The sequence below is a fragment of the Parabacteroides sp. AT13 genome (assembly GCF_002272965.1).
GTDB classification, from domain to species: Bacteria; Bacteroidota; Bacteroidia; order Bacteroidales; family Tannerellaceae; genus Parabacteroides; species Parabacteroides distasonis.
In genome coordinates this window covers 1162405-1176773 of the sequence record NZ_NQMH01000001.1, presented here as the reverse complement: position 1 = coordinate 1176773, position 14369 = coordinate 1162405, and the positions used below count along the sequence as shown (strand labels likewise).

General features: G+C 45.3%; 7 protein-coding genes. 4 read left to right on the top strand and 3 right to left on the bottom strand.

The genetic code is table 11. The features are described 5' to 3' along the window. Window positions 1-6: 6 nt before the first annotated feature. Window positions 7-705, top strand: coding sequence for a hypothetical protein (locus CI959_RS05360; RefSeq protein ID WP_227742516.1), 699 nt, complete (start codon window positions 7-9; stop codon window positions 703-705). Window positions 706-727: 22 nt separating this feature from the next. Here CI959_RS05360 and CI959_RS05355 read toward each other — a convergent pair whose 3' ends face one another. Continuing rightward, entirely contained in the window at window positions 728-3091 is a 2364-nt protein-coding gene (locus tag CI959_RS05355; protein ID WP_009275365.1) for an ABC transporter permease, read from the bottom strand. Between the two features lie 157 nt (window positions 3092-3248). Between CI959_RS05355 and CI959_RS05350 the strand changes: the two genes are divergently transcribed. Together CI959_RS05350 and CI959_RS05345 are read left to right on the top strand one after the other, a co-directional pair. After that, the gene (locus CI959_RS05350; RefSeq protein WP_057316310.1) at window positions 3249-4025 is read left to right on the top strand and encodes a response regulator; all 777 of its coding nucleotides are present in this window, start codon (window positions 3249-3251) and stop codon (window positions 4023-4025) included. An 18-nt stretch (window positions 4026-4043) separates the two neighbouring features. Beyond that, window positions 4044-5021 carry an ATP-binding protein gene (locus CI959_RS05345; protein ID WP_009275366.1) on the top strand — a complete coding sequence of 326 codons (978 nt, stop codon included), beginning with the start codon at window positions 4044-4046 and terminating at the stop codon, window positions 5019-5021. Window positions 5022-5029: 8 nt separating this feature from the next. Here CI959_RS05345 and CI959_RS05340 read toward each other — a convergent pair whose 3' ends face one another. Beyond that, entirely contained in the window at window positions 5030-7732 is a 2703-nt protein-coding gene (locus CI959_RS05340) for a prolyl oligopeptidase family serine peptidase (protein WP_009275367.1), read from the bottom strand. Window positions 7733-8548: 816 nt separating this feature from the next. Between CI959_RS05340 and CI959_RS05335 the strand changes: the two genes are divergently transcribed. Then, complete coding sequence (locus CI959_RS05335) at window positions 8549-11563, top strand: DUF6383 domain-containing protein (RefSeq protein WP_005859519.1); 3015 nt, start codon at window positions 8549-8551, stop codon at window positions 11561-11563. A 347-nt stretch (window positions 11564-11910) separates the two neighbouring features. On the opposite strand, the gene CI959_RS05330 is transcribed toward CI959_RS05335, so the two are convergent. Next, window positions 11911-14307 carry a TonB-dependent receptor gene (locus CI959_RS05330; protein WP_057316311.1) on the bottom strand — a complete coding sequence of 799 codons (2397 nt, stop codon included), beginning with the start codon at window positions 14305-14307 and terminating at the stop codon, window positions 11911-11913. Window positions 14308-14369: the final 62 nt, after the last annotated feature.

The following is a 14369-nucleotide window of genomic DNA, read 5'->3' as shown; positions in this document are numbered from 1 at the left end:
TGTCTCATGGCTCTTGTTTTATCAGGAGCCATGGAATTTGCCAATGCTTGCACGTCGGCTATCATTTCTGGCAAGGTAACACCTGACGGACGTCCGATTATGTGGAAAAATCGCGATGCGGAAAACTTGAAGAATTGTGTGCGGTCCCATTTATCTCGCTCATTCCATAATCCTTTGATGGGTATCGACTTGAAAGATGGAAAACATAATAAGCCAGAGACTTCCGGTTGGTTTGCGGAGCAGGATTTTATCGCTCGTAGAAGTACCTCTTGCGCTGTGGCTATTCAAGGTGTACGGCCGGACGAGGATGCTTCGTTCACTACGATGTGGACGGTTATCGGTTACCCACCGGTTACTCCTGCGGTTCCGGCTTGGTTGAAAGGCGCCGATAAGAAGTTGCCCAAGGCGTTAACTGTCGATCAAAATAAACATGCTCCGTTATGTGACGCGTCGAACATGCTTCGGGATAAGATTTACAGTTATCATCGGGGGACGAATACGGAAAGTTATTTCCATTGGGAATTACTTTTCAATCTAAGCGGCAATGGGTATATGCAGCAAACCGAGCGATTGGAGGAGGAGTTATTCGAACGTTTTTATTCCTCCATCGAAACGTGGCGATCAAGGTCGGTAATTCCCGAGGAATTAGTTTTCAATTTGTATGATGATTGTGATGCATTCCTTGATGAGAAGACACTGAGGTGAGTATCCAAAATATTCCTTTTCGCTATTCGCTCTGTAAGGCATTTACGGGATTACGGGATGCCGCCTTATAACTATGCCTGCTTACGGTCAGTAGCGTAACCATCAATACGATACCGCCGGACAGCAGGCATGTTCCTATGGATATGTCCACCCGATATACGAAATTCTCCAGCCAACAACTCAGCGAATACCACGTGATAGGAACGGCAATCGCGAAAGCGATCCCTACCCAGCCGATAAACCGACGATTTAATAGATACAAGATCTCCCCGGCCGTAGCCCCGTTTACCTTACGGATACCGATTTCTTTCGTACGCTGCTGGATGGCATAGAGAGCCATGCCGAATAATCCGAAGGCGGTTAGCAGGAGGCTGATGATCGAGTACATGATGAGCAAATGTGCCAGTTCGATCGTTTTTCGGTTAGATAACATAAATTCCTCGTATATATCTTGGTATTCGAAAGGTACGTTGGGATTGATCTTTTCCCATGTTTGTTGCAGTAAAGCTAGAGCCTCGGCTCTGTGCTCTTTTTTCAGTCGGACTTGGACGAGGTTATAGGGGGGAGTATGCGTTAGGTAGGTCAAGCTAGGGTAAACCTCTTGTCGTAAGGTTCCTGTATATAGATTCTCCACGATCCCTGCTATAATCGCTATCGGTTCTCCCTCCTTTTCCATCTTCCCGAATTCAGTGTCGTAAAGGCGGACAGGCTTACCCACGGGATTCTCGCCTTTGGGCACGAGCAAACGTGCGTATTGTTCGTTAATATAGACGGGTGTGCTGTATTGTTTTAGAGCCTCTCGCTCTGAGAGCCCTTGAAGAATGTTTATCTTCATAACCTTTAGGAAAGTACTATCACCTTCGTATTGGCCTAGCGTATAATTTAGTTCGTTTCCGTTTTCGTCTTTCAAGACCATTGTCCGCAAGTTGAACTGTATGATCCCGCTTCTCGAAAGGCACATCTCTTCTATGGAAGGATAACGCCGGATCTCTTCAGAGAAGGTCTGTATATGATTCCCACTCCAGTCGGCTATTTCGATGAGGTCCCGGTAACGTTCACCGTTTGTCTGAGTGAGCGTTAGTTGCTGCCGTACGGTTAGCGTGGCGAATACCAGAGCTATTGAGATGGCGAATTGTAAGATGGAGAGCCCGCTTATGATTGTCCGCTTCCGGGTACCGGTGGTGAATGATTTATACTCGGAATGGGAAAGGGAGTTGATCTTATGGCTCATATATAATGAGGGGATAATGGATAGAGCTAGGATGAGTGCCACGATCACAGGTAAGACCTGTCCACTAAAGAAAAATCCCAAGGAGATACGTCCGGAAACGATCCGGTTGAAAGCCGGCAGGAAATCTAGTGTAAGTAACAAGGATAAAAAGAAAGCGATCAGCACGGTAAGGAAAGTATCCAAGAATAGCTGGCGATGGATTTGCCCAGCCGATGCTCCCATCACCTTCTGGGTGTAGATCATCCTTACCTGTTGCAAAATGCGGGAGAAACTTAGGTTGGCATAATTGAAACAGGCGATCACGAGGATTAGGATGGCTGAGAACAAACCAACGTACAGTAAGTCTTTCTGGTTTCGGTGGATATAGGGGATGTATTCTTGTGTATAGGTTTGCTCTTGGAAATAACTCTCTTGGAGGGTATAGAAATAATACTGTCCGGTTCCGTTGAAAGTAGGTACCTTATCATCCTTTAGTTTTTGAGTGAACGTATCAATGTTGAAGAGATCGTTTACCAGTAATAAGGTAGGGCCGCCATTGAATTGGGAGGTAGTACCTGCCAATGCGTTGAACTTCAAGAATGATTGAGGGTACTCTTTGATAACGGCGGCGACCTCGTAGGTAATCGTCTCGTTCTCATAAGCGTACTTTGCCGAAAAGGTTTTACCGATAGGATCCTCGTTCCCGAAGAATATCTTCGCTTGGTATTCGGTCAACGCAATTGCGTTTGGTTGGGTTAATGCCTTGTTTATATTTCCTGCCATTACCTTGTAAGGGAAAAAGCGAGGAAAGGAGGGATCAGCTCTGACGATCGAGATTGGGTCGAAGCGCTTTTCTCCTATCGTGATGGAGGCGGCATTGTCTATGTTCAGTCGTAAATAATCCTCAACTTCAGGGTATTGGTCTTTTAGCTGCACAGGGATCTTCCCTTTAATAAAAGATACTTTCTCTCCGGAGGTCAAGGGAGAGTCTTGTGCCATATAGATGATATGCGACTTATTGGGATTATGGGCTTCTATCCTAGATTCATAAATGACGTATGAGATCAGTAGGTTGGTACAAGTGATGCCTGCCGCCAGACTCAATAAGGAAATGACGGCGAACGTCTTGTTTCGCCACCAGCTACGGAATATAAGTTTTAGAGATATGGATTCCATGGTTTTATCTGTTTGTTGGTTCAAAGCTATCCGGTTGCGTGGAATATGGCAAATAAAATCGGAGGAAACGTTCGTAAAGGACTGGATTTGTCTAAATATTGGACACTGAGAGCCGGGAAAAGATCGTATCTTTGCGTGCGAAAAAAGAGGAGGCTTCATGCGTAACGCGAAGATTATAGTCGTAGATGACAATGAGGCGGTATTGAGAAGTCTGCGGACGATCCTGTCCCATGAGTTTAAGACGATCGTTACCGTATCATCTCCTGTTCTATTGCCTGCCCTTTTACGGAATGGAGATGTAGATATGGTTTTACTGGATATGAACTTCGGCGCTGGAAAGCAAAGCGGTGGGGAAGGGCTTTTCTGGTTGGATCGTATTTTGGAGCTTAAGAATCCTCCGGCCGTTATCTTGATAACCGCTTTTGGGGATATCGAGTTGGCTGTATCTTCCCTTAAAAGGGGAGCCTCGGACTTTATCGTGAAACCTTGGGATAACGAGAAACTTATTCAAACCTTTGTCCATGTGTGGGAACACCGTATGGAATCAAATACAGATAAGGCTTCATCTGTGGCCGAATCTCTTATTAATGCATTGCTAAAGAAATATACGGAGGCTTATGCGAAACCATTGCCTCGTCTGACAGCGGAGGCGGTCGATAAGTTATCCGATATGGCCGGGCGGGGTGATTTGGCCTTGTTGCAGCAAATCGTCGAACGTACGGTCTTACTTGTGGATAAATGCCGTTTGGATGCCGATGATTTCTATGTGGAGGAGCTTTCGGAAGTCTCCCATCCTTGTACGTTGGAGGATATGGAACGGCAGTTTATCGCCGAGGTATTGAAAGAAAAGAAAGGGAACCTGACGCTTGCGGCTCAACAATTGGATATTAGCCGCCAGACCCTTTATAATAAGATGCGGAAATACGGATTGTAGATTATAAGGAGAGTAGCTATGGTTAACCGGAGTTTATACTTGAAGATTATAGGAATCGTCTCCTTGATCGTGTTTCTCGCGTTACTTGGGTCCGTATTGTTGATAACCGGTACCTCTTACTTCTTATCCTTTGTATGTCTGTGTATTATCCTGTTGATAACTCTGTTACTAATCCGGTGGATGAACGGTATAAACCGTAAGATAGCTACCTTCTTTGAGTCGGTTCGTAATGGGGATACAGCTTTGCGGTACCCAAATAAAACGAATGATCCTTTTGTAAAGGATTTGTATACGGAAATGAACCGGATTATCCTCCTATTCAGTCAAAACCAGAGTGAGATGGAAGAGAAGCGTTTATATTACGAGAGTATCTTGCGGGTACTGACGCATGAGATTCGTAATTCGATTACGCCAATCCGTTCCTTGTCTGCTGACCTATTGAAATATTCCGATACATATACTCCGAAGCAATTACGGGAAGGTTTGGAGGTTATTCATGGGCAAGCGCAAAATTTATCCGCCTTCTTGGATTCCTACCATCGTCTGACGCATCTCCCGGAGCCGGAAAGAACCGAGGTGCCTATAACCTCTTTATTTCAGAAGATGGAACGGTTGTTGTGTGCCGAGCCGGGTAGCGACCGTATCCGTTTCTCCTCTGCGGAAGCTTTAACGGTACGTGTGGATCAAAACTTGATCGTGTTGGCTCTGATTAATTTGATCCGTAACGCATTACAGGCGATAGAGGGGCAAGCGGATGGTATCGTCTCCGTAGAAGCCTTGAAGACAGATGGTAGGGTATATATAACTATAACAGACAATGGCCCCGGTATTTCTCCTGAACTATTGTCTGCTATCTTTACGCCTTTCTTCTCTACGAAGTCCGGTGGTAGCGGCATCGGCCTCAGTATCTCCCACCGCATAATGCGCTTGCATGGCGGCGATTTAACCGTTGATTCCTTACCCGGTGTCCGTACCGAGTTTCGTATGAAGCTGTAATTGTCTGATCAATACCCCAACTCAAACGGTTGCTCTACGGCAGGTACGCCCTCGGACATCCATTTAGGCATCTTCTGGTTCTTCAGGTAATGGTTGAAGAATTGGAACATGCGGCGTTGGAAATCGATGCGGTTTGCCATATGCATCGGCCAATGCGGTTCACCTGTATAATTCAGTAACCAGCAAGGTTTACCTAACCGTTTCATGGCAACGAAATACTCGATACCTTGGTACCAAGGCACATGACCATCGGCATCGTTGTGCATGATCAATATTGGGGTCTGCACCTTATCCATCGTGAACAACGGCGAGTTTTCCAGATAACGAAGTGGAGAACTCCATGGCGTAGCTCCTAAACGGCTTTGTGTATGCTCGTATTGGAAAGAGCGGGCCATGCCGGAACCCCAACGGATACCGCCATAAGCGCTAAACATATTTACGACAGGCGCCCCAGACTCGATAGCGGAGAATAAATTCGTGCGAGTCGCTAAATAAGCTACTTGGTAACCTCCCCAGCTATGTCCTTGCGCACCGATCCCTTTTTCGTTGATATATCCTTTGGCGATCATCATGGTGATACCCGGCATCAAGCAGTTATAGCAGCTTTCTCCCGGATAACCATCTACATAGCGAATGTCCGGGTTGAAGATGACATATTCGTTGCTATTGTATAAGTGATAATCGATCGTAGAACGATGCGGTTCCGGCATACGGTAATTATATAAAGTCTCCGAATTCCGCTCGTAGAAGTTTACCATCATCGGGTACTTCTTGTTCGGATCAAAATTCGCCGGCTTATAAACGACACCTTCCAGTGGACGGCCGTCCAAGGAAATCCATGATACCAACTCGGCGGTACCCCAGATAAAACCTTCCTGCTGTTTGTCTCCATGCGTCAATTGCACGGATTTCTTGAACGCCAAGGTCGAATAGTGGATATCCGGGTATTGCTGGAAGGTTTCCATCGTATAGATCACGTCGTCCGTATTCTTCGCCTTGTTGATAGATCGCAACATATAGTTGCCTGCCAGCAAGGTCTTCGGGGCTGCTGGAGCGGAGAGGCGTGCGTTATAGAATCCGTATCCTTTCGTGGTCTCGTTGAATCCTTTTAATAATTGCGGTTTGCCGAGGTCGATAAAGCGAGCCTCTTTATCCAGTTGTTCCAAGCGGTAGGACAGTTTCTCCTTCCTTCCGTTCACGGTCAGGTTGATCGGTGAGGTAGCTGCGGTCGGATCGAATTTCCAGATGTCGTAACGATCATAGATCAATAGATTTTGATCGTTCGCGGTCCAGCCGGCGGCTCCATGCGCATAAGGATGATTAGGAACGTCGTTCTCCTCGTCCCAAGCCGGGAAGCTTTCCGGGGTGGTTAGGCGATATCGCTTACCTTCTGCCAAGGCGATCGTGTACCAGCAACTATCCGTCTCGCCATACCAATATGCGTATTTACCTTGTGGGGAGAGGCGGAAACGTCCATAATCCGCTTGGGCGATTTGCTTGCGCTCCCCGTTATCCAGCGATACGGTATAATAGTCGCTGCGTGTGCGGGCCTCCCACATGGAAGACAAAGAATAGGGACGGGAAGTGGAAAGGAGCGCCAAGGCTGCGTCACCCTCGTTACCCAATTGGATATTCGGTAATTCCTCATTCGCCAATTGGAAGATAGAGCCGTTGCCCAGATTATAAACCGCTTGATAGCTTTTCTTTAAGTCTTTTTCCTTGTTATAATTCTGTACGGTATATTGTACGGGCTCATCCCAACTCCAAACCTGTACGTTCGGACGATTCTCGGCTAGTTGGGTCGTGTCTTTTTGCCTCGGCTCCGGTGAGGTACCGAAGAACAGACGGGAAGCAGATTTCGAGAATTGAAGCATCCCGTTCTCATTGATTACCCATTCAGCGGGGAAAGCCTTGTTTCCACGGGTGGCGATTTCTTTTGCGGGAGCGTTATGCTCGGATAACCATAAGCTTAACGCTTTGTAAGAAGAATCTTTGTCGGCGCAATATAAGAAAGCTAGCCGTTCCCCTTTCTCGTCGAACGTGGTTTGTTTGAATACGCCTTTTCCCTCTTTGATGAGCGCCGGACTTCCTTTCTCCGGGTTCAAGGTGAATATACCTGCTTCTCCTTCCGCTGCGCTCGTGTAATATAGCATACCGCTTTTCTTGGCGAATTGGAAATCCGTTACGGTCGGGAACTGGAAGGTCTTGCTTCCATCCAGCGAACGGACGTACAACGTGGAGTCCTTCCGGCCTCTTTGATAAGCGATCCAATCCGCCTCGTCCGCTAATTTGAAGGTTTTGAGGGAGTCTATCGTCTCCTTTTTACCGGCGACGGAATAGATTACCAAGGTGTTCATCGGCATCTTGTCCTCTTTCGTCTTCAATACTTTCAGGGAATCTACCGTGGACTTTCCGGGTGTTTGCGTGACAACCAGATAACCCGAGGAAGCGGAGAACGCGAACTTATCGGCCGGAGAAAAAGTGGCGGTCTCTTGCCCTTGGGCCGCATACAAATAAACGGTAGCGTCACCTTCCCAAGGTTCCATCTTGCAAGCTACCCATTTTCCGTTGTCCGAGATCTCCCGGTCCGTGATTCGTTGCCAAGTGACTAGGTCATCAACTGTTAGGCTTTTAGAGGCGTTTTGCGCGAAGGCTGGGGAAAGACTTCCCAGACATGCTACAAAAGCCAAGTACTTTAAGTGTCTCATCATGGTTATGTATTGATTTTAAAACAAAGATAATGGCTTTATCAGAATCTTTGTTGCTTTTGACCGGAATTTGCTTCTGGAAAAACACGTACGTGTTTCCGAGAAAACATGTACGTGTTTTTTGTAAAAGTCGTACGTGTTTTCTGGACAAGGTAATGGCGTTTTTAATGTATTGATTATCAGTGTCCTTTTTGAGCGTTCTAATGATCGCAGTTATAAGCGGCTTACAATGGGCATTATAAAGGTGTTACATTGCCTATTGTAAAGACCTTATAATGGGCATTATGATGATAGGAAATTCCTTTGGTCAACGGTAGGAAAAAAGGTTTGTAAGTGGTTAGTTATTCACTTCCCAAGCCGTAAGTTATCCACTAGGTATAGCCGTTAGTTATTCACTCGACAAGCCGTTAGTTATTCACTTCCGAGGCCCAAAACGGGGGAGTTTATATTGAATATGTTATTTATTGCAAGGAGATATTTTAGTACGCTATTATAATGTACGCATGTACATTATATTATATATATGAAAATGATTGTTGAAAACGATCGTTATAATTAGTCATTTGCAAAGGTACGCGTTTCTTTGACTTCTGCAACCCTTCCGAGCTATTTTTTTGTTCCCTTATTCGCTTTCTTATCAATAGGATAGCCTATCCTTTACGAAACAACCGATTCCGTAAACGAACCTCCCGTTTTTCTTCTTTAAAAACGCAAGATCTAAACGATCGTTTAGACTAGTCGTTTTCGAATAGGAGGTGATCGGTTAATATGTTGAATGATATTTAATTAACACTATTATTAATATTTAAATTAGAGATTATGAACAAGAGAATTTCTACGTTGATGACAATGGGCTTGCTGACCGCAGGTGCATTGTTTACTACTGCGAATGCTCAAACAACCAAAGAAGCGGCAGATACCCAATTCAATGGCAGCAAGTATTATTATCTTGCGAATGAGAATGGCGGAACTTACAGCTACATTGGTGGACAGAGCGTGAAAAAAGGTACTGCGGAGCAATACACCGCATTGAATACTACGGCGGAAACTGATAAGGATGTAGTTAGTGGCGATGGTGCGTATTTATGGGCTATTTCTCATGTAACTCGTAATGGTAAATCCTATTTTACGTTTAAGAACAAGGAAACAGGTACTTTATTGTCTTTTGCCACGGATGGTACAATCACTACGACGGTGGATGCAGGCAAGGCTAATGAGTTGACATGGTTGGACGCAAACAAGTATATTCAAGCAGGTAAGGCTATCCAAGCCGTTGACGCTTCTCACCAAATCGGGCTTTCGGGTACAACTTGGTCAATGAACTCTAGCGGAGTAAATATTCAAGTTTTCGTACAGGATGCAGCTCCTGTTTCTGTTGATGACTTAAATGCGGCTTTAGGTAATGGTTTCGCTTTGAGTTTTCCGGCGATTAATCCACAGCCGAAGGAGAATATCTTCGATCAGAAGATTAGGGCTTATAACTTTGCTGGAGAGACTTGGGCTACAAACTTGTCTTTACCGTCAGGAACTTATTTCGCCGTATCTGCTCCGAAAGGTGGTATTGTAGATGAGGCAACTTTCAAGGCTTCTACCTTTATCGCTGTAGACCCGGTAAACCATTTTGGTATCAATGCGCTGAAGAGAGCGGATGGCGTTGGTTTCGCTTTCAAGTTGGTATCCGGAGAGAATTTGGTAATGACTGCAAACACGTCTAAGGAGCAAGTTTACGCCGGTAACGCTGCGTTTACGGTATCAGAGATGGATAACGTAAACAAACCGGGTGAATATACATTGAAACTGTCTTCCGTACGTGTGAAGAAAGATGCGGCTAAAGACGATCAAACTACAGTTCCTGATGTTTATGTAGACGCTATTACCTCTACAGGCACTACTTATGTAACAACGACTAGCAAGCCGACTACCGCAAAATGTACGATTAGCACTTCCAATATGCTGAAAGCTTCTGAATTGTTGAGTAAGGATGCGCCGTCCGTATTTAATGTATTGTTCGTAAGCAATGAGAAGAATGTGACTAAATCCGGTTCTTCCGAATACGGTAAGTACTTAGGTTTAAAAGTAGGAACGAGCGATTATGAGTTGTTCGCTCAAGGCCCGGATTATGTAAACTTGAACGCTCCGCAGAATCAGTGGGTAGTAACTAAGATTGACGGGCAGAAGTTCACGTTCACGAACCGTGAGGTAAATACCTATAATACTTCTACGGGTGCTGCCACAGGCCTTTCATTCACGGCTTCTTTACGTAAGACCGATGAGGCTAATGTTTACGAAGTAAATGCGGAGTCTAAGACATTCACTTATGCTTATGTTGCAAATAACTCATATACGATTTCTAATGACAAAGATTTGGCAACAGTAGATGGCTTGAAGATCAAATTGATCCCTGCTACGGTAACTCCTTCCGCAGGTTACGCTGATTATTCAGACGCTGAGCTTGCTGAGTTAGCTAGACTGAAATTTACGGTTGGATCGAATGTTCTTTATAAGGATTTGTACTTGAAAGCTAAATATACAGGCTCTACTCCTTCTTCTGTAGAGGCTACTCAAGAAGCGTTGGATGCCGCTGAATGGGAAATCATCAAGTTCGATTGCAGTGCCGCTGAAAGCGACGTGGCTAAATCCGATACGATCTATGGATCTACAAAATACGCTTATATCGTAAAAGACGAAGAGACTAAGACGAAAGACGTGAAAGATATCGCTATCGTATCTTACGCATTCAAATTGCATATGGACGGTAAGGCTTTCTATTTGAATGAAACTCGTGGAAGCTATTCACTTATTCAAGAAGATGACGTGGAAGACGCTCCTAGATTTATCGTGAAGGAGAACAAGAACGGTTCCGCTTATTTAATTAAGGCTGGTACAGAACGTAAATACACAGAGATCATTAATAAGAATACGCAAGGTTTGGCTTTGAGTAGTACGGATGGCAAGTTGACGCAGGAAAGTATTTATGCGACAGCAAAAGACGTAAAAGCTAGTTTCTTCGTAGTGAGAGATATCACGACTCCTTCCTTGCCTTCTGTTCTTAGACATGCTTCTTTCCAAGCATTGGAAGGTGGTTTCGTGGCTGTAGGCGAGGCTAACGACGCTGTTATCGCTCCGACAAGCGCAGATGCGGAGAACTTGACATTCTGGTTGGATACTGCTGATACGAAAGCTTATACTCCTTCATTCTATATCTCTAAGGGTGTTGATACGACAGCCAACGCTCCGAGAATGTTCTTGTATAACGCTAAGGATTCCGCTTCTTATTACAACCCGGGTTCTGCTAGCCTAGTAACAGACGATAGCTATAAGTTGGTGGATCGCACCTCTATCAAGGCTATTTTCCGCCCGGCTACTTTGGTAGGTATCGATACTTTGTCTACTACTGTAAAAGGTAAGGAAACAGAGGTGACCGCTAAGAATGGCTTGAACAACTTTAAGTTCCAGATCGTATTGAAAGATGCTACTGTAGAAGGTGAGTATATCATCAAGAGTTTATCTAGTTCAAACTATATCTTCAACTTGAACGGTAAACTTGGATTCACGAACGATAAATCAGAGGCTTTGGTCGTAAGCGTTGAGAACGGTATCATCCCGACCGGTAACGAGTCTATCGACAGCTCCGCCTCTTCTATCGTAGTGATCGGCAACGCCGGTTCCGTAACGATCCAAGGCGCTCAAGGCGAGACGGCTTATGTTCGTAACCTGTTGGGTATGCCATTGGCTGAGACAGTGGTTACTTCCGATAACGCTACGATCGCTGTTCCCGCAGGAATCGTTCTTGTAACGGTTGGCGACGAGACTGTAAAGGTGGTCGTTAAATAAGACATGTAAAGGAATAATGAAAAATAAATCGAAAATCATCCCCGTGCGGATTATCCAAGTATCCCGTGAGGGCGAACAAGCGGGAATGGATTAATATTAATACTAAAGTAATAAATTAAAGTTCATCCCTTAGTACTTCCGTGAGGAAGGAAAGCGGGAAAAGAATCAGCCCCGGTCGTTTGTTCGATCGGGGCTTACTTTTTCGGCTCAGTCCTCACTATATGGAAATCTTCACAGTCATATTTCCTATCGCAAAAGTAGGAGATGATAATAACAGTTGCAAGGACAAATAGTTAAAACATCTCAGATGTTCCATTATATAGGATTTTGCGATAGTATGATTTGTACTAATGATTTGTCCCCTCGAATAAATCCTTTGAATTGTTGGATAAGCCATTCTTTAGCTTGAACTGGTTGAACGTATAGCTAAGGGTCAAGCCTATCAACGGGTAATCGGGCCGGATTCGTGTTTTGGAAATCAAGTTCGAGGAAGTGATCGTATTGACATAACGGGCCGTATTGAAGACATCCCGGAAAGAGAGGGTGGCCGTCAACTTCCGTTTGAAGAATTGTTGCCGTATCGCTAGGTTGACAAACCAGAACGACTGGGTTCTTCCTTGGGTGGTTACGGAAGGACCTACGAAATTGCCGTCAAGCTGTATCCTTGTGTATTTCCCGGCCGTGAAAGCGTTGTTCCAAGCGATCTCGTAATTGGTACTGGTCTCATTCTTTCCGTCCGTCTTATACTCGTTCTCTACCCGGTAGTGATAAAGGCTACCGTTTATTTGCGTATTCCACCAACTGGTGGCCTGCAAACTGCCCGATAGTTCTATTCCGGTGGAATAATCATGTCCCACGTTCGCCATGGAATCCAAGGTAATCCCGGCTTGGTAAGGAACCCGTAATCGTTCGATCTTGTCTTTGCGGGTTCGGTGGAATAGGGAGGCAGACAAGGCATTGTCGCCGGAAGTCAAGGAATAATTCAACTCGAAAGAATGAATGTACTCCGGGCGTATATCCGGGTTACCGATCTCGGCTGTATAGTAATCCTTGTAAGTGATGTATGGCTCCATGAAATAAAGCTCCGGTCGGGTCGTACGACGGCTGTAAGCGAATAGAAGCTTCTGATTTTGTGTGAGGTTATAACCGATATGGGCGGATGGGAACAACTCAAAACGCTTTTGTAGGCGGTTCGCCCAATCTTTGGAGCTACGTAATACTTGATGCGTATGTTCTCCCCGTAATCCTACTTGAAAATCAAAAGACCGGTAGCTATCCCCAACGATCGCATAAAGGGAGTTGATCCCTTGTTGGAAATAGAACGTGTTGTAAATATCGTCACGCCAGAAGAACTCTTTGGTATCCGGGTTCCAAAACTGCATACTATAATCGCCGTCTTCCGAGTATGAGAAATATTGATAACCCGCCTTGATTTGTCCGGTTTTGCTGTATGGAAATACATAATCGGCTTTCGCACGGACGGTCCAACGATGTTCGGCCTCCCACGCACGATGACCTTGCTGGCGTACGTTGTTTTTGTCGAACAGATCGCTTTGGAAATATTCCAGAGCGTCGCCTCCATATTTCAAGAAGAAGCTACCGCTAAGGTTATGCCCCTTATCATTGAACTTATGATCCACGGCCAGATTCCCTAGTCCGAAAGTCTCATGGATATCAAAGTCGTCAAGGCTCTTGAACTCTCCGTTCTCGAATTGCTCGCCATTAGCGGAACGTTCTTCCGTATATTCCAGATCCCCTTTTCGCTTGAGTCCGGCATATCCGCCTTCCGCGTTAATGGAAAAAGTCGTTTGTTTTTGTGTATAGCTCCAACCTCCATTGAGAATATATGCGTAGCCGTTACTTTCACGGGGGCCATTGGAATAAGAAGTCGTTGTCGTATCGTTTACCAACGTCGTTTTCTCTTGGGTAAAATGACTTTTGCGAAGTCGGTTTCCCACATAACCGCCTATACGCCATTGAGACGCCTTGTTTTGTCCGGTCAACAAGAAATCCAAGGTCCGGCTCCATACTGTATTCCCGCTTAGGTTGATTACTCCGCTCAACCCTTCCCCGAAGTTCTTCTTGGTAATGACATTGATGATCCCGACATCACCCCCTGTATCATGTTGGGCGGACGGGGTAGTTATGATCTCTATATTCTGGATTTGTCCGGACGGGATCTGTTCCAAGGCTTGGGTCCCGGTAAATATACTGGGCTTTCCATCTACGTAGACCGTGAATCCGCTACTTCCCCGGAAGGTAACCTCTCCCTCGGCGTTCACCCGGATGGAAGGCGTGTTCTCTAGAATATCGACAGCGGTTCCTCCCGAGGAAAGCAGGTTGGAAGAAGCCTCGATGATCTTTTTATCCAGTTTATAGATGACTTGTTTCTTGTTGGCTACGACCTCCACTTCCTGTAAGCCTACCTCAAGCATTTGCATCGGGATAATACCCAGATCCTTGATCTGCTCTGTAAGGATAAACTCCTCTCCCATATAAACATCATATCCCAGAAAATGGATACGGATCGAATACGTTCCCGGTTTTACGGGCTGGATTAGAAAAGAACCGTTCGCTTCAGTCATAGCTTCTTCGACGATATGATCTCTATCATATAATACAACGTGAGCGTAGTCTAATGCCTTACGGGTGGTTTGATCGATTACGATTCCTTTAATACCCGGATTCGCATGGATAGATAGTAGCACGCTAAGGAATACTAGCGATAGAAAAAGTTTTCTCATATTTTACATTCGTTTTAGAATTGATACCGCAAAGCTAGGGAAATAGGGAGGGAGCGGGCCGG